This window comes from Streptomyces sp. NBC_00691, from assembly GCF_036226665.1.
Lineage (GTDB): Bacteria > Actinomycetota > Actinomycetes > Streptomycetales > Streptomycetaceae > Streptomyces.
The window spans coordinates 421,942-440,236 of sequence record NZ_CP109007.1 but is presented as its reverse complement, the minus strand read 5'-3'; the positions used below and the strand labels follow the sequence as shown (position 1 = coordinate 440,236).

Annotated in this window: 15 protein-coding genes; 7 read left to right on the top strand and 8 right to left on the bottom strand. The window is 71.9% G+C overall.

What is annotated here, in order from left to right; genetic code table 11:
• The first annotated feature begins 73 nt into the window (after window positions 1-73).
• The 3 genes from mgrA (at window position 74) to OG392_RS02120 (ending at window position 3,917) form a co-directional block, all read left to right on the top strand.
• Window positions 74-1,066, top strand: coding sequence for an L-glyceraldehyde 3-phosphate reductase (mgrA, locus tag OG392_RS02130; RefSeq protein ID WP_329274896.1), 993 nt, complete (start codon window positions 74-76; stop codon window positions 1,064-1,066).
• An 87-nt stretch (window positions 1,067-1,153) separates the two neighbouring features.
• Window positions 1,154-3,460: a bifunctional serine/threonine-protein kinase/ABC transporter substrate-binding protein gene (locus OG392_RS02125; RefSeq protein WP_329274893.1), complete on the top strand. Its 2,307-nt coding sequence runs from the start codon at window positions 1,154-1,156 to the stop codon at window positions 3,458-3,460.
• A 76-nt stretch (window positions 3,461-3,536) separates the two neighbouring features.
• A complete protein-coding gene (locus OG392_RS02120; RefSeq protein ID WP_329274891.1) occupies window positions 3,537-3,917 on the top strand; it encodes a hypothetical protein in 381 nt (126 codons plus the stop codon).
• Between the two features lie 72 nt (window positions 3,918-3,989).
• Here the strand turns inward: OG392_RS02120 and OG392_RS02115 are convergent, their stop codons facing one another.
• On the bottom strand, window positions 3,990-5,153 hold the full coding sequence (locus tag OG392_RS02115) for an esterase-like activity of phytase family protein (RefSeq protein ID WP_329274889.1): 1,164 nt from the start codon (window positions 5,151-5,153) through the stop codon (window positions 3,990-3,992).
• Window positions 5,154-5,310: 157 nt separating this feature from the next.
• Window positions 5,311-6,303 (bottom strand): LacI family DNA-binding transcriptional regulator, encoded by a 993-nt coding sequence (locus tag OG392_RS02110; protein ID WP_329274886.1) that lies wholly within the window; start codon window positions 6,301-6,303, stop codon window positions 5,311-5,313.
• Window positions 6,304-6,644: 341 nt separating this feature from the next.
• Between OG392_RS02110 and OG392_RS02105 the strand changes: the two genes are divergently transcribed.
• The 3 genes from OG392_RS02105 (at window position 6,645) to OG392_RS02095 (ending at window position 10,766) form a co-directional block, all read left to right on the top strand.
• A complete protein-coding gene (locus OG392_RS02105) occupies window positions 6,645-8,762 on the top strand; it encodes a discoidin domain-containing protein (protein ID WP_443055052.1) in 2,118 nt (705 codons plus the stop codon).
• Between the two features lie 109 nt (window positions 8,763-8,871).
• The gene (locus OG392_RS02100) at window positions 8,872-10,242 is read left to right on the top strand and encodes a DUF1996 domain-containing protein (protein ID WP_329274881.1); all 1,371 of its coding nucleotides are present in this window, start codon (window positions 8,872-8,874) and stop codon (window positions 10,240-10,242) included.
• 8 nt (window positions 10,243-10,250) lie between these two features.
• Window positions 10,251-10,766 (top strand): DUF305 domain-containing protein, encoded by a 516-nt coding sequence (locus OG392_RS02095; RefSeq protein ID WP_329274878.1) that lies wholly within the window; start codon window positions 10,251-10,253, stop codon window positions 10,764-10,766.
• A gap of 6 nt (window positions 10,767-10,772) precedes the next feature.
• Here OG392_RS02095 and OG392_RS02090 read toward each other — a convergent pair whose 3' ends face one another.
• The 6 genes from OG392_RS02090 to OG392_RS02065 all read right to left on the bottom strand — a co-directional run bounded on the left by OG392_RS02090 (window position 10,773) and on the right by OG392_RS02065 (window position 15,297).
• The gene (locus OG392_RS02090; RefSeq protein WP_329274876.1) at window positions 10,773-11,198 is read right to left on the bottom strand and encodes a DUF7144 family membrane protein; all 426 of its coding nucleotides are present in this window, start codon (window positions 11,196-11,198) and stop codon (window positions 10,773-10,775) included.
• Window positions 11,199-11,235: 37 nt separating this feature from the next.
• Complete coding sequence (locus OG392_RS02085; RefSeq protein WP_329274873.1) at window positions 11,236-11,715, bottom strand: SHOCT domain-containing protein; 480 nt, start codon at window positions 11,713-11,715, stop codon at window positions 11,236-11,238.
• A gap of 120 nt (window positions 11,716-11,835) precedes the next feature.
• Window positions 11,836-12,492 carry an HdeD family acid-resistance protein gene (locus OG392_RS02080; RefSeq protein ID WP_329274870.1) on the bottom strand — a complete coding sequence of 219 codons (657 nt, stop codon included), beginning with the start codon at window positions 12,490-12,492 and terminating at the stop codon, window positions 11,836-11,838.
• A 262-nt stretch (window positions 12,493-12,754) separates the two neighbouring features.
• The gene (locus OG392_RS02075; RefSeq protein WP_329274868.1) at window positions 12,755-13,699 is read right to left on the bottom strand and encodes a tellurite resistance/C4-dicarboxylate transporter family protein; all 945 of its coding nucleotides are present in this window, start codon (window positions 13,697-13,699) and stop codon (window positions 12,755-12,757) included.
• 17 nt (window positions 13,700-13,716) lie between these two features.
• Window positions 13,717-14,328 carry a histidine phosphatase family protein gene (locus tag OG392_RS02070; RefSeq protein ID WP_329274865.1) on the bottom strand — a complete coding sequence of 204 codons (612 nt, stop codon included), beginning with the start codon at window positions 14,326-14,328 and terminating at the stop codon, window positions 13,717-13,719.
• 408 nt (window positions 14,329-14,736) lie between these two features.
• The gene (locus OG392_RS02065) at window positions 14,737-15,297 is read right to left on the bottom strand and encodes a rhodanese-like domain-containing protein (RefSeq protein ID WP_329274861.1); all 561 of its coding nucleotides are present in this window, start codon (window positions 15,295-15,297) and stop codon (window positions 14,737-14,739) included.
• Between the two features lie 622 nt (window positions 15,298-15,919).
• Here OG392_RS02065 and OG392_RS02060 point away from each other — a divergent pair.
• Window positions 15,920-18,262: a collagenase gene (locus OG392_RS02060; protein ID WP_329274859.1), complete on the top strand. Its 2,343-nt coding sequence runs from the start codon at window positions 15,920-15,922 to the stop codon at window positions 18,260-18,262.
• The last annotated feature ends 33 nt before the right edge of the window (window positions 18,263-18,295 follow it).

The window sequence follows — 18,295 nt, the reverse complement described above, 5'->3', positions numbered from 1 at the left end:
ATTGGTGGCGGCACGGCGGTCCCCCCGCCGCACCCCCGTGACCGGGGGCCGTTCCCACCGCCATGGAGTCGCGTTGTACACCGCACATTCCGATCGATATGCCGACATGCTGTACCGGCGCACCGGGCACAGCGGCCTGAAGCTCCCGGCCCTCTCCCTGGGGCTGTGGCACAACTTCGGCCCGGACCGCCCGGCGGAGACCCAGCGCGCCATCCTGCGCCGCGCCTTCGACCTCGGGATCACCCATTTCGACCTGGCGAACAACTACGGCCCCCCGCCCGGCGCGGCGGAGTCCGCACTCGGCGACTTCCTGCGGACGGACTTCGCGCCCTACCGCGACGAACTGGTCGTCTCCACCAAGGCCGGATACCTGATGTGGCCCGGTCCGTACGGCGAGTGGGGTTCCCGCAAGTACCTCCTGTCCTCCCTGGACCAGAGCCTGCGCCGGCTCGGGCTCGACCACGTCGACATCTTCTACTCGCACCGCTTCGACCCGGAGACGCCCCTGGAGGAGACCATGGGCGCCCTCCACTCCGCGGTCCAGCAGGGCAAGGCGCTCTACGTCGGCGTCTCCAACTACTCGGCCGAGCAGACCCGCGAGGCCGCCCGGATCCTCGGCGAGCTCGGCACCCCGCTCACCCTCCACCAGCCCCGCTACTCGATGCTCGACCGGCGTCCGGAGGACGAGGGACTGCTCGACGCCCTCGACGAACTGCGGATCGGTTCCATCGCCTACTCCCCGCTGGAACAGGGCCTGTTGACCGGTCGCTACCTGGACGGCATCCCCGAGGACTCCCGGGCCGCGAGCGACAGCCCCTTCCTGAACCGCGACTCCGTCACCGAGGACCTGGTGACCCGGTTGCGCGCCCTGAACGACATCGCCGTGTCCCGCGGCCAGACCCTGGCCCAGCTCGCCCTCGCCTGGGTGCTGCGGGGAGGCCGCGTCACCTCGGCCCTGGTGGGCGCGAGCAGCACACGACAGCTCGAGGACAGCGTGGCCGCGCTCCGCGGCCTCGACTTCGACACCGAGGAACTGGCCCTCGTCGACGCCCTGTCCCGTACCTGAGGAGGGCGAGCCGCCCCTCGCACCCGTAGGCGTGATCAAGCCGTCGTTCCGTCACCTGAGAACACCACCAGGTCCTAGAGTGTGCGCGTGACCGAGCCACATCCCGAACTCATCGCCGGCCGCTACCAGCTGGTCGAACGCATCGGCCAGGGCGGCATGGGCCGGGTGTGGCGCGGCCTCGACCTGCAGCTCTTCGGACGCGAGGTCGCCGTCAAACAGATCCTGTTCCCGCCGGGGATGGACGACGACGACCGAGCCGTGCTGCTCCGGCGGTTCACCGGCGAGGCCCGTGCGGCGGTGACTCTCAGCCACCCCGGGGTCATCACCGTCCATGACGTCGTGGAGCACGAGGGAGCCCCCGTCATCATCATGGAGCTGATCCGCGGGCAGTCCCTGGCCGGTGCCGTCCGAAGCCACGGCAGGCTGCCCGTACGGCGGGTGGCGGAGATCGGCACCGTCCTGCTCGACGCCCTGGCCGAGGCGCACCGGGCGCGCATCGTCCATCGCGACATCAAGCCGGACAACGTGCTCCTGACCAAGGACCGTGTCGTCCTGACCGACTTCGGCATCGCCCACCTCGCCGACGCCACGACGAAGCTGAGTCACAGCGGAATCGTGATCGGCACCCCGCAGTACATGGCGCCGGAGCAGCTGGAAGGCAAGCGGCCGACTCCGGCCAACGACCTGTGGGCGCTCGGTGCGACCCTCTACCACGCCGTCGAGGGACGCCCGCCGTTCGAGGTGGACGGGCTCCACGCCCTCGCCGTGGCGGTGTTCACCAGCCCGCACCGGCCACCGGTCCACGCCGGGCCGCTGACCCCCGTCCTCGACGGGCTCCTCACCAAGGACCCGGCACGACGCCTGGGCGCCTCGGAGGCGGCCGAGCTGCTCGCGTCGGTGCTGCGGGCCGTCTCGGCTCCACCCACGCCTACGCCGACGGTCCTCGACTCCGGGGCCTCCCTCGGCACTCCACGCCCACCCGTCCCCGACCGGCCGTCGACCCCGCCGGCGCCCGCGCCCGTCCCCGACCGGCCGTCCACCCCGCCGGCGCCCGCGCCCGTCCCCGTGCCTCAGGGCGAGAAGCCGGTCACGCTCGACGCGTCGCTCGCCCCGGAGCACCGGGAGCCGACGTCGGACCAGCGGCGGGGACTCACCCGGCGCGCCGCGGTCCTGGGTACGGCGCTGGGGGTGCTGACCTCGGGGTCCCTCCTGACGTGGGTCCTCACCCGCGACGACGACGTCGCCCGCGGAGGCGCGGGCGGCAGCGGCGCCGGGAACACCCCCATCACGGTGGTGATCGGTGTGGACGCGCCCCTGACCGGCGAAATGTCCTCGATGGGCCTCGGCATCAGGAATTCCGCCGACCTCGCGGTCAGGACCGCCAACGAGTCCCGGCACGTGCCCGGCGTGACCTTCGAGATCAAGGCCCTGGACGACGCGGCCGATGCCGCCGAGGGAGCCTCCAACGCCACCCGGTTCGTGGCCGACGAGAAGGTTCTGGGCGTCGTCGGCCCGCTCAACTCCTCCGTGGCCCGGACGCTGGTGCCCCCGCTCGCGCGGGCGGGCGTGGTCACCGTGTCACCGGGGAACACCGATCCCACGCTGACCCTGGGCCCCGACTGGGCCACGGGCCACACGTCCCGTCCCCACTCCACCTACTTCCGCACGATCGCCACGGACGTCGACCAGGGGCCGTTCGCCGCCCGGTACCTGTACGAGGCGAAGAAGACCAGGCTCTACGTGATCGACGACACGAGCACCCACGGCACCACGCTCACCGCCGGTTTCACGGACACGTTCACCGAACTCGGCGGGACCGTCGTGGGCACCGAGCAGGTCGACCCCGCGGAACGCGCCTTCGCGGGCCTCGCCGTGCGCGTACGGGCCTCAGGCGCCGACGCCGTCTACTTCGGCGGCTACTACGACGCCGCGGCGCCCCTGTCCCGGCAGCTCGAACAGGCGGGGGTGAACGTGCCCCTGATGGGTGGCGACGGCATCTTCGACCTGCGGTACCCCACGGAGAATCCGGAGGCCGAGGGCGACCTCGCGACCCAGATCGGCGTACCCGCCGAGGAGTCTGAGGCGGGGCAGGCGTTCCTCGCGCGCTACCGCACGGCGAACTACCCCGAACCGCCGGGCTGGTACGGCCCCTACGCCTATGACGCGACCTGGGCTCTCGTCGAGGCGGTGAAGACCGTCGTGACGGCCGACGGCGGCAGGCTCCCCGCCGACGCGCGGGAGAAGCTCGCGCGGGCGGTCGCCGGTACGGCCTTCGAGGGCGTCACCGGGCGCGTCGCCTTCGACGGGCGCGGCGATACGATCACCCGCCGCCTGACGGCGTACGTGGTGGACGACGGAAGCTGGAAGGTGGCACCGAACGGCGCCACCCCCTGACCCCCGCCGGGCGGAGTGGCGCCACCCCGAGTCCCGCCGGACGCCGAGCCGCCCCCGTGGGGCTAGGCTCCGTGCAATGGAGCGAGCTGAGGTTCTCAAGCGTGTGATCGGCATTCTGACGGAGGCTCAGGAGATCCGCCGGGCCGTGGAGGAGGAGAGCGACGGCGAGGAGGACTTCGAGGCGGCGTCCGAGGTCGAGCCGCGCGTGGTCACCCAGATGCTGAACGAGATGCTGCCCCACATCAGCGTGCCGGCCGACGCGGCCCCGCAGGAAGTCGCCCACCTCCTCGCCGCGGCGCTCGGACCCGCGCTGTACACGATGGTCTCCGGTTTCACCCTGGCCTTCACCAGTCTCGCGGTGGCGCACGACGAGGGGCGGAGCGACATCTCCTCCGCCGAGGTGCTGCAGTCCCTCGCCCTCCAGGTGGAGGCAGGCCGTTTCGACGAGGGCGCCTGACCGGCCCGCCCGTGCCGCGACGGGGTGATCCCGGGCTCACGGTCCCCACCTGGACGCCGACGGAACCCGGGTTCAGCGCAGTGCGAGCGCGACGATCTGAGTGACCGCCTCCGTGTCGAAGTTGTCGTCGCTGACGAGGATCAGCGAGCGCTCGCCCGACGGCAGGGTGGGGCCCCAGGTCATGCCCTCGGTGTTGTCGACGGTGGACAGGCCGAGGGTGTCGAAGTCGGCGACGAGCCGCTTCCGCATCGGCACGACGGGCCGTCCGGCCAGGGAGTCGACGGCCCGTACGTCGGTGGCGCCCCGCGTGGTGGCGTCGTACAGCCGGATCTTGTAGCCGGAGCCGGCGACCCAGGTGCGTTCTAGCACGAGATAGCGCTCGGGATCGTTCGGGAAGGCCAGGAGGGACGGTACGCCGGTGTCGGGGCCCCACGGGCTCGTCGGGTCGGACTCGGCGAAGATCTTCTCGACGGGGTACGCGTACTGGCCCAGCACCCGGCCGCCGCGGCTCTGCCGGGTGACACGGACGAGCGCGCCGTGCGTCAGGTCCGGCACCGGGCCGTCCTGGAGCAGCGGACCCTCGATCGCGCTGGTCACGACGGTGCCGCGGGCGCCGAAGGTGAGTGCCTCGACGGCCTGGTTGCGGCGCGGCCCGCGCTCCGCGGTGACCAGGTAGTTCCGCGGCAGCCGCAGGCGGCCGTGGTGGGTTCCGTCGGGGTCGGAGATCTCGATGGACGGCTGGATCACCGGCGGGCCGGCGACGGCGGGCCGGTCGCCCTCCTGCCCCCACCAGTAACGGCAGTCGCGCGGGTCGACGCGGATCTCCTCCGGGTCGATCGCCTTGCCGTCGCCGAGTGCGGGGGACGGGTACACCGAGCCGTCCGGCTGGAGGAGGGGGTGGGTCGAGGTGAAGTCGACGGCGTGCACACCGGCCGCGTCGACATCGATCCGCGCGGTGTAGAAGCGCGCGGGCTGGAGGAAGGAACGGTCGTCGCTGATGAGGACGTACTCGCCGGTGCACCGGTCTCGGTCGATGCCGGAGAGACCGCCGACCGTGGTCCCCTGGAAGTCGAGCTTGTGCGGGACGGTCCTCTCACCGAGCAGACGGGCCTGCACCGCCCGCTTCGACTCCGGTGCGGGCGCGTCGGGCCGGGGCGCGGCGGCGACGGCGGGGGCGAGGGTGGACGTGACGAGCAGGGCCGCGGCGCAGGCGCGGCGGATCAGAGAGGCACTCATGCCGATGATCATGTCCCGGCCCTCACTCGCCCCACAGTCACCCAGGCGAGTGTTCCTTCCGGCCGCCGGACCGACCATCTGATGATGAACGCGACCGGGGGCAGCCCCCGGATCCCGGCTCCTCGACGGCGCGCGCACCGCGCGCGCATCGTGCCGGTCAGGTCGACTCGCGGACCACGAGTTCGTTGCGGATGACGACCGGATCGCCGGGGCCGCCTTCGATGAGTCCCAGGAGCAGGTGAACCGTGGCGATGGCCTGGTCGGCCATGGGGCTCCGTACGGAGGTGAGGGCGGGCGTGGTGTACGCGGCGGCCTCGATGTCGTCGAAGCCGACGACGGCCACGTCCTCGGGCACGCGGCGCCCCGCCCGGCGCAGGGTCCGCAGGGCGCCGATGGCCATGAGGTCGTTGCTCGCGAACACCGCGTCCAACGCGGGGTCGTCCTCCAGGAGTTGCTCCATCGCCTGGGCACCCGACGCCCGGGTGAAGTCGCCCAGCGCGACGATCGACCGGCGGCCGCTGCCGTGCAGCGCCGCGCGGTAGCCGTCGAGCCGTTCGCGTGCCTCGAACAGGTCCAGCGGTCCGGTGATGGCGGCGATCCTGCGGCGTCCCCGTTCCAGCAGATGCCGGACGGCGAGTGTGGCGCCGCCGATGTTGTCGAGGCTTGCGTACGGCACCTGGGGCGCGGACGTGCGGTTGAACGAGGCGATCGGCAGGCCTGTCCTGGCGAGGGCCGCCGGCAGCGGGTCCGTCCCGTGCAGCGCGACGAGCATGACGCCGTCCACGTGCCGGCCGGCCACGTACTGCTCCACCCGGGCCCGGCTGCGCTCCGACTCCGCGAGCATGAGCACGACCTGCTTTCCCGCGGCCTCCAGCTCTCGGCTCACGGCACGCACGACGGTGGAGAACAGGGGGTCGTCGGAGACCACGCCCTGGGGCGGATCGGAGACGACCACGGCCACCGCGTCCGTCCGCCGGGTGACGAGATTGCGGGCGGCCGCGTTGGGGACGTAGCCCAGTTCGCGTACGGCCTGCATCACGACGTCACGGATCTGCGGGGCGACGGTCGTCTCGCCGTTGACCACCCGGGAGACGCTCGACTTGGACACACCCGCGCGAGCGGCGACCACTTCCAGCGTGGGTCGTTTCATCCCAGTCCGTTTCGATCGACGACGCCCGAGCCGCCCAGGGAGCGTTCTCCGGCGAGGATGACGCCCCGTCGCCGCCCATGTCAACGGCAGGGCGGACGAGGCCCTTTCGGGCGTCCAGGCCGTCACCCACCTTCGCCCACACGGCCCCTTCGTCCTGGCAGGGCCTTCCGGGCAGGCTTCCGATGGACACTCAGAAACCGTTCCATGAAGGGTCGTTGGCGAATCCATGGCGTTTCCATCAAGTGAACCAAGGCCTTGACAGTCGATGTGGACCGGCCCATTCTCACCCCTCAGGGAGCGCTCCCTCGCCTTTCCCTATCGGAGGAGACGCCGTGCGTCCGCTGCTTCGCCGCCTCGGTCTACTCGTTGCCGTCGCGGCCACCCTGCTCACCTTCACCGCCGTACCCGCCACTCCCGCCGCACCCGCCCGTGCCGCGGAAGTCCTTTTGTCACAGGGCAAGTCCGTCACCGCCTCCAGCACCGAGGGGGCCTTCGCCGCCCGGAACGCCGTCGACGCGGATCCCGGGACGCGCTGGTCCAGCGGATTCGCCGATGCCCAATGGCTCCAGGTCGACCTGGGTGCCCCCGCGACCATCAGCCGGATCAGCCTCGACTGGGAGGCCGCGTACGCCAAGGCCTTCCGGATCGAGGTGTCGGACGATGCCACCACCTGGACCACCGTCCACGAGACGACCCAGGGGACCGGCGGCAGCCAGAGCGTCAGCGTCTCGGGCAGCGGGCGGTTCGTCCGCCTGTACGCGACCCGGCGCGCCACCGCCTACGGCTACTCCCTCTGGGAGTTCCAGGTCCACGGCTCCCCGCGCGCCGACGCCTGCGGCAGTGCGGACGCCGCGCGCGGCACGTCCGTCACCGCCTCCAGCACCGAGGGGGCGTTCGCCGCGCGGAACGCCGTCGACGGGGACCCGGGAACGCGCTGGTCGAGCGGATTCGCCGAGGACCAGTGGCTCCAGGTCGACCTCGGCACCAGACAGCAGATCTGCGGCCTGACCCTCGACTGGGAGGCCGCGTACGCCAAGGCCTTCCGGATCGAGGTGTCGGACGATGCCACCACCTGGACCACCGTCCACGAGACGACCCAGGGGACCGGCGGCAGCCAGGGCGTCAGCGTCTCGGGCAGCGGGCGGTTCGTCCGCCTGTACGCGACCCGGCGCGCCACCGCCTACGGCTACTCCCTCTGGACCTTCGCGGTCCGCACCACCACAGGGGGCGGCAGCGGCGGGGACACCCTGCTCTCCTACGGCCGGCCGGGCGCCGCCTCCTCCTCCCAGAGCGACCAGAACTGCTGGGAGTGCACTCCGGCCCGCGCCTTCGACCGGGACCCGGCCTCCCGCTGGGCGACCAGCTCCACCACCGGCTGGACGGACCCCGCCTGGATCTCCGTCGACCTCGGGGCCACCGCACAGATCAGCAAGGTCGTCCTCCAATGGGACCCGGCCTACGCCCGGTCCTTCCAGATCCAGGTCTCGTCCGACGGCACCGCCTGGACACCGATCTACTCGACCACGACCGGAACGGGTCTCAAGCAGACCCTCCAGGTCTCCGGCACCGGCCGTCACGTCCGGATGTACGGCACGGAACGAGCCACCGCCTACGGCTACTCGCTGTGGGACTTCCAGGTGTACGGCACCGGTGGCGCCCCGAACCCGGCCCCGCCGCTGCCCTCCGACCCGGCGCAACCGCCGAGGCTGGTCTGGAGCGACGAGTTCGACGGCGCCGCCGGCGGCAAGCCCGACCCGGCCAGATGGAAGGCCGACCCGGGCACGGGCCAGAACGGTGAGCTGCAGTACTACACCGACCACGACAACGCGGCGCTCGACGGTGCGGGTCACCTCGTCATGGAGGCCCGCAAGCAGGCCACGCCCGGCAAGGGATGCCCGCCCGACCCGCTGACCGGCAGCACCACCTGCCAGTACACCTCGGCCCGCATGAACACGGGCTCCACCTTCCAGTTCACCTACGGACGCGTCGAGGCACGCATCAAGGTCCCCAAGGGCAACGGGCTCTGGCCCGCCTTCTGGATGATGGGAGCCGACTTCCTCACCGGCCGGCCGTGGCCCTACAACGGCGAGATCGACATCATGGAGATCCTCGGCAAGGACGTGAAGACCGCGTACTCCACCGTCCACGCGCCTGCCTACAACGGCGGCGGCGGAATCGGCTCGCCCTACACCCTGCCCCAGGGCGCCGACTTCTCCGACGACTTCCACACCTGGACGGCCGACTGGACGAGCAAGGGCATCGTCTACGGCCTCGACGGGCGGACGGTCTTCACCCTCGACAAGGAGCAGGTGGAGACGGAACGAGGGCCCTGGATCTTCGACCATCCGCACTACATGATCCTCAACCTCGCGGTCGGCGGCGACTGGCCCGGCCCCACCGACGCCACCACGCCGTTCCCCGCGAAGCTGCTCGTCGACTACGTGCGCGTCTACCAGTAGCCCCGCCTCCGACCGGGTGCCCGCCGTGGCCGGCCCACCTCCCGGGCCGGCCACGGCGCGCCCGGCCACCGCCGCCGAACACCCCTCCCACCACCCCAGAGGAACAGACATGATCCGACGATCCGTCCACCTCTCCACCCTCTTGGCGGGGGCACTGGCCGTCGTCCTGGCCGCCGCGCTCAGCGTCACGCTCACCGCCCGGACCGCGTGGGCCGCCGCCGTCGTCGTCCAGGCCGAGTCCTACGCCGCGCAGTCCGGCGCCGGTGTCGAAGCGACCGCGGACACCGGCGGAGGGCAGAACGTCGCCTATCTCGCCGACGGCGACTGGCTGCGCTTCGACGCCGTCGACCTCGCCTCCGGCCCCCTGACGGCCTCCGCCCGCATCGCCTCCGCCACGGGCGGCCCCGGGACCGTGGAGCTGCGCACCGGATCACCGACCGGCCCGCTGCTCGCCGCCTTCCAGATCACCCCGACCGGGGGCTGGCAGAACTGGGCGACCCGTACCGCCGAGATCACCACCCATGCCACCGGCCCGCAGACGCTGTTCGCCGTCGTCCGCAGCGCCGCACCCGGCGACTTCGTCGACATCAACTGGTTCTCGTTCGACAACGGCACCGGCGGCACCGCCCCCGGCTGGGTCGGCATCGACCAGGCCGCGTGGAACGCCCAACTGGCGCAGTACCGGGCCATGACCCCGGCCACCGTGCCCGCCGGCACGGTCCGCGTACCCGAGTTCAACGCCACCTGCACCTACAGCCACTCCAAGCCGGACGACCCCATCGTCGCCCCGGCCCTGCCCGGCGCGTCCCACATGCACAGCTTCTTCGGCAACAGGAGCACCGACGCGTTCACCACGACCCAGAGCCTGCTCGCCCATCAGGGCACCAGCTGCACCCCCGCCAAGGACCTCTCCGCCTACTGGATCCCCACCCTGTACCAGGACGGCAGGGCCGTCGAGAGCGACGGCATGATCGTCTACTACGGGTCGAGGCTGCCCGACCCCACGGCGACGGTGCCCTTCCCCCAAGGCTTCCGCATGATCGCCGGCAACGCCAAGTCCCAGGTCCCGACTCCCGCGGGCTCGGTCAACCAGTTCTTCTGCGCCGGCGAGGGCGGTGAGATCGGACGCAGTGCCGACGGCAACTGGCCGGTCTGCGCCCCGACCGCCAAGCTCGTCCACCAGCTGCTCTTCCCCGACTGCTGGGACGGCAAGCACCTCGACAGCCCGGATCACAAGTCGCACGTCGCCTTCGCCCAGAACGGCACATGCGGCGGCGACCACCCCGTCGCCATCCCGTCCGTCTCCTTCGTCATCGGCTACCCGACCTCCGGGAGCGCCACCGGCTTCTCCCTGTCATCCGGCATGGCGTCGTCCATCCACGGCGACTTCTTCAACGCCTGGGACAACGCTGCCCTGGGGCACCGGGTGAGGGACTGCATCGCGCAGAGCGCCAAGTGCAACTCCGCCGGCACCTTCTGACCCCGCGGATGGCGTGGGCCCTGCTCGCGGCGCTCATGGTCACCGGCTGCACCACGCAGCCGGTGACCGGCCCGCCGCGGGCAGCGGCCTTCAACGCCACCGACACCGCCTGGATCCAGCTGATGATTCCCATGAGCGAGCGGGCCCGCCTCCTGACCGGCCTCGCACCCTCGCGCACGACGGATCCGGCCCTGACGGACCTCGCCGCCCGGGCCGGATCACGACTGGAGGAGGAACGGGTGAGACTGGGCGCACTCCTGGACCTCGCGGGGATCCCGGACACCCGCCCCCACGAGGGGCACAACATGCCGGGCATGGTCAGCCTGGACACCCTCGCCGGGGCGAAGCGGGCGACCGGCAAGGACTTCGCACGCATCCTCACCGCCGGGCTCCGCGCGCACTACGCGCAGACCCTGACCCTGTGCGCCGGTGAGCGGGCCTCGGGCGGCGCGAAGGAGGCGAAGGACCTGGCCGCCGTCATCGAGAGGAGTGCCGCCGAGGAACTCGACCGACTGGGCCCCTGACAGGCCCTAGGCGCGCAGGCTGTCGTCGCGCTTCACCGTGCACAGGGCCCAGACGATGAATCCCGACATGGCGATCATCAGGATCGACCAGGCCGGGTAGTAGGGCAGGGACAGGAAGTTGGCGATGATGATGAGGGCGGCGATGCCCACGCCGGCCACGCGTGCCCATGTGGCCGTCCGGTACAGCCCGAAGCTCACGAGGAGCGCGACGAGGCCGAGGATCAGGTGGATCCAGCCCCATGAGGTGAGGTCGAACTTGAAGACGTAGTTGGGCGTGTCGACGAACACCTCGTCCTCCGCGATCGCCATGATGCCGCGGAAGATCCCGACGAGGCCGGTGATCCCGAGCATGACGGCGGCGAAGACGGTCAGTCCGCCGGCCCAGGCCTGTCCCGTCGTACCGGACGGCCGTGTGGTGTGGGTGGAGGCCATTGCGAGCCCTCGCTTCTCGGTCGAATGCCGGGCGCGGTCAGCGTCCGGGGGTGGGAGGGACGTCGGGGGTGGGAGGGGTGCCGGGTGCGGGGCTCGCGGCCGGCCGGTCGTCGGTCAGGACCAGCGCCTTCGCCCGGCTGAACTCCTCTTCGGTGATGTGCCCGCGGGAGCGGAGTTCGGAGAGCCTGGTCAGTTCCTCGGCGTTGCTGGGCCGCGGGGCACCGGCCGCGGTCTCACGGATGTAGGCGTCGAACTCCCGCTGCTGGGCACGGGCCTGCGAGATCTCGCGGTGGCCCATGTTCTTGCCGCGGGCGATCACATACACGAGGACACCGAGGAAGGGCAGCAGGATGACGAAGGCGAGCCACCCGCCCTTGGCCCATCCGTTCATGTCCTTGTCGCGGAAGATGTCGGTGATGATCCGGAAGAGCAGGATGAACCACAGGACCCAGAGGAAGAACCAGAGCATGGTCCAGAAGACGTTGAGCAGCGGGTAGTCGTAGGCGAGGTACATCATTCCTCCGTTTCCGCGGTCGCCGGGCACGCCGTGGTGTGCCTCGGGTCCCGCGCGGGGCGGGGGCGGGCGAGCCCCCACCCCGAAGGCTGGGCGCGCGAGCCCGCGTCGGCGACGTGGTGGTCAGACGGCCGGGCCGGGCGCGTCGTGGCCCGTGACGCCCGCCCTGCGCAGTGCCGACCGCCACGCCAGCGCGGCGGCCGTCTCGGCCAGGCCGAGGAGGACGAGCCAGAGTCCGAGCAGCCTGGTCAGTGTCCGGGCCGACTCCGTCGGCAGTGCCAGCACCACGATCCCCGCCACGATGCCGAGGGCGGCGACGGCCATGACGACGCCGCGGTGCGGCATGTTCTCGGTGGCGATGGCCGTGTAGAGGGTGACGATGCCGGACACCAGCCAGACGGCGCCGGTGATCAGCGAGAGCGCGGCGATCGTCTGGAGCGGGTTCCTCAGACACAGCACCCCGCCCAGGACGCACAGGACGGCGACGATCAGGCCGGGCACGCGTTCACTGCCGCGCCCGAACACGGTCACGAACCGGAAGACACCGGTCAGCAGCAGGTACACGCCGATGAGCACGGCCAGGACGTGCAGGGTGACATCCGGCCACACGAGCGCCAGGATGCCCGGGACCAGCGTCGCCATCGCGGCGCCGAGGAGCCAGACCCACGATCGGCCGAGACGCGCCAGCTGATCCGCCGGGTCGATCGTGGAGGCGGACGGAGCCCCGTCCGCTCCGTCCTCCGGTCCGGCACGGGGTGCGGGACCCGGTGACGTTGCCATGTGTCCTCCTCCCGCCGCCCGGGTGGATCGGCCTGGAGCTCCCCGGTGCTCCAGGAGTCGCCACGTCCCCGACGCCCGGATCGAGCGGATGGGGTGGGCCGGCAGTCCGTACAGATGACCAGTGTGCACCCATCCTCCGTCCGACGCCTCACCACGGCTGGACGGGGCGGGAGGGCCCTGGGCGGCACCGGGAGAGCGCACGGCCGGGCGGTCCGTCAGGGCCCGGCCCGAGCGCACCCGCCGGGGCGTCATGGGGTCGTTCTCAGGCGTGTGGCCGTGCGGCCGTGGTGGTGAGTGAACGGGCGAAGCCGTAGGCGGTGGGAAGCCATACGGCGACGGCGATCCACAGCAGCGCCCGGCCCAGGCCTTCCAGCCATCCGACTCCGGTGGCGGCCGCGACCGACAGGGAGGCCACCGCCGTCATCCCGAGCGGGAAGACCGTCGCCCACCGACGGACGTCGTAGCCGAGGCGCGGGCGGGCGAACTCGGCGCACAGCAGGACCGCGTACCAGGCCAGATCGAGCGCCGTCAGGACAAGCGTGGTCGTGCGCAGCGTCGTGGCCGCGCCTCCCGACCAGACGCCCGAGGCGATGAGCTTCGCTCCGGCGAGCGCCGAGATCGCCAGGGCCCCGCCCGCGATCCAGTGGTCGCCCGCGCCCGTCACCACCTGGCGGACGTCGAAACGGGCCAGGGCGTCGACGTAGAGGGCGAGTCCCAGGAGGAAGAGGCCGAGAGCCACCTGCGCGAGCCGGTCACCGGCCTCCGGCGCGAGGACGGCACACAACACCGCGAGCCCTTGGGTGGCCACGCAGATCAGGAACACCGCGCCCGGCGCTCGCCGGGGCAGGTGGCGGAGCACGGCGATCAGCATCACGGGCCACACCAGTGCGGCGACCACCAGGAGTGCCACGGCCACCGGAGTGAGACCGAGGATCTCGAACCGGACGCCGAGCACCGTCGTGGCAGCCACCGCGGTGAGTGCCGGCGGGGTGTCGGCGCTCGCCTCCCAGCGGCGCCGGTCCCGCACGAGCAGGGCCGTGAAGCCGACCGCCAGCAGCAGCCACAGCGTGGTGGCCAGCCACAACGTGACGACGGAGACCACCTCGAAGCCGGTCAGGCTCAGACCGACCGACAGGATGCCGGTGGCCATGACCGCGGCACCGAATACCGGCGGCCACGCCGCCCAGTGCCCGGCGTACCGGTTCATGACGTGCTGTCCCCGTTTCACGCGGGGACTCGGGGGAGCGGGCGCTGGTTCCAGCCGGCGACCACCGGCAGTCCGTGCTCCGTGGACAGCCTGCAGAGCGTCGCCGTCGTCAGGAGGAACAGCCGCCCCTCGGACGGCGGCAGCCCGAGGTAGCGGGCGGTGAGGACGCGCAGCAGATGCGCGTGCGCGACCACCACACCGTCCTCCTGCGAGGCGGCGAGGAGTGGCGTGACGCGCGCCAGCACCCGGTCGGCGCGGCGCCCCACGTCGACGGCGGACTCGCCCGGCCGGCCGTCTTCGTGCGGCGGCACGCCGTCCTCCCACAGCGACCAGCCGGGCCGGGTCTCGCGGATCCGGGCCGTGGTCAGGCCCTCGTACCCGCCGTAGTCCCACTCGCACAGGTCCTCGTCGCTCACCGCATCCCGCAGCCCGGCGAGTTCCGCGGTGTGCCGGGCCCGCCGCAAGGGGCTGGTGAGCACGAAGGAGGGGGAGCGGCCCTCGAAGAACGGGGCGAGCGTGCGTGCCTCCGCCTCGCCGTCCGGTGTGAGCGGCAGATCGGTGCGGCCGGTGTGCCGCCCGGCGACGCTCCACCGCGTCTCGCCGTGACGGATCAGGATGAGGTCACCCATGGCGGCGGTGCTCCTTTCGTCGCCACGACGGCGCGGGCCCCGGACGGCACGGGCCTTCGACGGCGTGGGGCGGCCGGGTGGGGCAGGCCACGCTCCCCAGCGTGCACCCTCGGCCTCCGTCCCGCACGCAGGTCCGGGAGGGGGCGGGAGCGTCCGGGGAAGGAACGGGGTGAGCGGGAAGGAGCGAGAAGGCCGCGGGCACGGGCCCGGTCGCGCCGGGGGCTCGTCCCCTCAGGGCTCCAGGACGTCGACGTAAGCGCGCACGATCCTGGGCAGCGGCGTCGTCGCGGGGACCCTGACGGCCGTCGGCCTCACCGTGCTGTTCGGCCGGTTCGGCCCCGAGAGGCGTGACCCCGCCCCGCCGGACCCGCGGCACCGCGGTGACCGCGCGGGGAGCGGCGGCACGCGTCAGCTGTGCGGTACCGAGCCGCGCCGGTTGAAGGGGAGCCGGCCCAGGACCACCGCCATACCGCAGGTGTCGGTGAGCGCCGAGAACACCAGGCCCCCGGCGACCGCCGCCGAGAGCGCCTGGAACGCGGGATGGACGAGAAGCCCGAGAGCCAGACCCAGCAGGACCAGGGACCCTGCGGCGAAGCGCACCTGACGCTCCATCCCCCAGACCTTCCGCACGGGACCCGGCGGGTATTCGAGCGGATGCCCGGCCGAGACCCAGCCCCGGGTGCCACCGGTGAGACTCGCCGCGACGACCCCGTGGGAGGCGAGGGCCGCGACGGCCTTCTCGGAGCGGGCACCGGAGGCACACACCAAGAGGAGCGGACCGTTCGCGGCGGCGTCCCGCAGATCGGACACCCGTTCCTCGACGCGGTCCAGGGGGATGCTGACGGCTCCGGGCAGTCGACCGGAGGCGAACTCGCCCGGGGCGCGGACGTCGACCACGTACAACGCGGGCAGCCGAGCCTCCGCTTCGCCGACGGTGAGCGTACGGGTGTGGGTGGGGGATGTGCTCATCGAGAACCTGCCCTTGGCGGCGACCGGTGTGCGGCCCCGCACACGCAGCGGCGGGGCCGTTCACCGGATGCTAGAGGCGCGCCGCCGCGCGTACGCGCAGACGGACTCCGCTGCCACGAAACCGCCATGACGCCGCCACACCGCGGCAACACTCCGAGCGGGGCCGGCGGGGAGGGGACCGCCGTCAGCCGTCTTCGGAGTCGTCGTGCAGCGGGGCGAGTGGGTGCTCGACGGCCGCGGTGAGTCGCTGTTCGTCGTCGGTGGCGAGGAGGTCGAGCAAGGCGCCCCGGAGGACGGCGCGGGCTGACCGCCCGCGGCGGAGCGATGACGCCGTCGGCCCGGCGCCCTCCGGCGCGGGCTCTCGGCGTCGGTCGGTGAGGTGCCACTCCGTCCCGAGGTACTCCAGGGGCGAGCCCCCGGTCCTCTGGTGGGTGGGGCTCCGGGGGAACCTCGGGCAACTCGTGGCCACCCAGGGGTTGTCAGTGCAATTTCACATTACTATGTTACACCGCACACGGTTCGATGAATCTTCGTCAAACACCGTGCGCACCACAACAGTTCTCGTCTCATCCATTGACGTTCCCCCACCACTCATGGAGTTCTGTTGTCCATCCACAGACGTGTGCGTTCGTCCCTGCTGACCTCCGCCGTCGCGGTGACCCTCCTGGCCTCCTCGGGCCAGACCGGGGTCTTCGCGGCCGACACGGACGCCCGCGCCACCGCTGTCCCCGCAGCGTCGACCGGCGCTCCGGCCCCCCGGGCCGGGCACGGAACCAACCCGTTCGACGAGGTGGAGCGCCTCGCCACCGCTCCAAGCCAGACCTTCGGGCCCGCGCCCGCTCCCGGCAGCCTCGCCACCGGGCGCGTCCCCGGCCGGGCCCCGGCAACCGCCGTCGCCGCGCGTACCTTCGCCGTCGGCACCACGACGACCGCCGCCGGCGTTCCCTGCACGCTCGACGGCGTCACCGGGCTCGGCCCCGAGCAGTTCGCCGACTTCCTCGCCGACCCCGCGGTCCTCGCCGACGACTGTCTGCGCGGACTCATCTGGACCTGGGACGCCCGGCTCACCCCCGTCATGTCCGACGCCCACGTCCAGGCCGTCGCCCGCCGGATATCCGCCCTGGCCGCCGCCCACGACGGCCGCAACTCCTCCCATCTGGAGGAGATGTTCACCTACCTGCACGCCGTCGCGTACCACGACTACGCACGCGACGAGATCGACACCACCGACGCGCCCACCGTGAACGCCGTCCGCCAGGCCGTCGCCGACTTCGGCAACGCGGCCCGCACGTTCGACGTCACCAAGGCCAACGCCGTCACCCTGCGCGAGGCCCTCTACGCGGCCAGCGCCCCCGGACTCCGGCAGCACCAGCTCGGCCTGATCAAGCGGGTCCTCGCCACCATGGACCCCTCGCACACCGCCACGCACCTCGACCCGTCCTGGGCGGGTGCCGCGCTCGCCGCGCTCTCCGTCAACTACCTGGGCGTCTACCCGGGCAACCAGGACGCCGCCTTCCAGGCCGCGGCCGCCGCCGATCCGGCGTACCGCGCCCTCTTCAAGGCCTTCGCGGGCTACAGCCACCTGAAGGGCACCGCCAACGACTGGGTGGCCCGCGACGCCCTCGGCGAGTACGGCCGCTTCGGTGAGATCCCCAGCCTGCGGACAGCCGTCACCGCCGACCTCGGCGGACTGCTCGGCCAGGTGGTCACCACGTTCGGCCGCGGCAGCCAGCAGTGGGCCAAGATCGTCTCGTGGCTCAACTACTTCGACGCCTGCAAGCCGTACGGCGTCTGCAAGGCGGACATCGAGGCGCAGATCTTCCCGTACACCTACACCTACGACAACGGCGGGATCAAGGTCCGCACGGGGCTCGACCGGGCCACCGTCGACCAGCTCTACTACGCGAGCAAGCAGGTCAAGGCGCAGTTCCACCGGGTGGTCGGCACCGAGCAGCCGCTCGCGGGCGACCCCAACACCACCCTCACCATCGTCCTGTACGGCTCCCGGGCCGACTACGAGAACTACCACCCCATCCTCACCGGGATGGACACCAACAACGGCGGCATCTACATCGAGCGCGGCGCCACCTTCTACACCTACCAGCGCCGCGTCCCGCAGGACTCCTCGCTGACGCTCGAAGAGCTCTTCCGCCACGAGTACACCCACTACCTCAACGGCCGCTACGCGGTCCCCGGCTTCTTCGGCGAGGGCCCCTGGTACCAGGGCGACCGCACCACCTTCATGGACGAGGGCACCGCCGAGTTCTTCGACGGCGCCACCCGCAGCGACGGCATCAAGGTCCGCAAGTCCCTGGTCCGCGGCATCATCAACGACACGGCGGGCGGCGGCCCCCGGATGAACCTCCGGCAGATCCTCAACGCCACCTACGACGGCGACGGCTTCCGCTTCTACAACTACGCGGGAACCTTCTTCGAGTTCCTCTGGAACGAGCGGCCCTCCCTGCTCCGCGAGATGTACACCCACCTGCGGAACAACGACGTGGCCGCGTACGACGCCTGGCGGGTCCGCCTCGGCGGCGACGCGGGCCTGCAGAGCGGCTACAACCGCTTCCTCGACACCCAGATCGCCGACGTCGACAGGCTCTACGTCCCCAACACCACGTTCACGCCCGACGCCCAGCTGCGCGACGCGGCCCTGGACGCGGTGAAGTCGACCTTCGCCACCGCCACCTACAACACCCCCGACTGCGTCGAGAAGGGCGAGCCGGGCAAGCGCCGGTTCGTCTGCACCGGCCGGATCACCGCCAATCTGTCCAACTGGGGCAGCGCGGACCAGAACTTCAAGGACATGTCCGAGACGGTCGACTACTTCATCCTCGACCGCGCGGGCGCCGCCTCCAACAACCTGGCCGACATGAACTGCTCCTTCGGGCCGATCGACATCTGGTCCACCAGGGTCGCCGGCACGTCGAGCTTCAGCTGTGAAGGCCCCCTCCGTAGCTGATCCCACCCCGGCCGGGCCGGTCCCTCCCCGCGG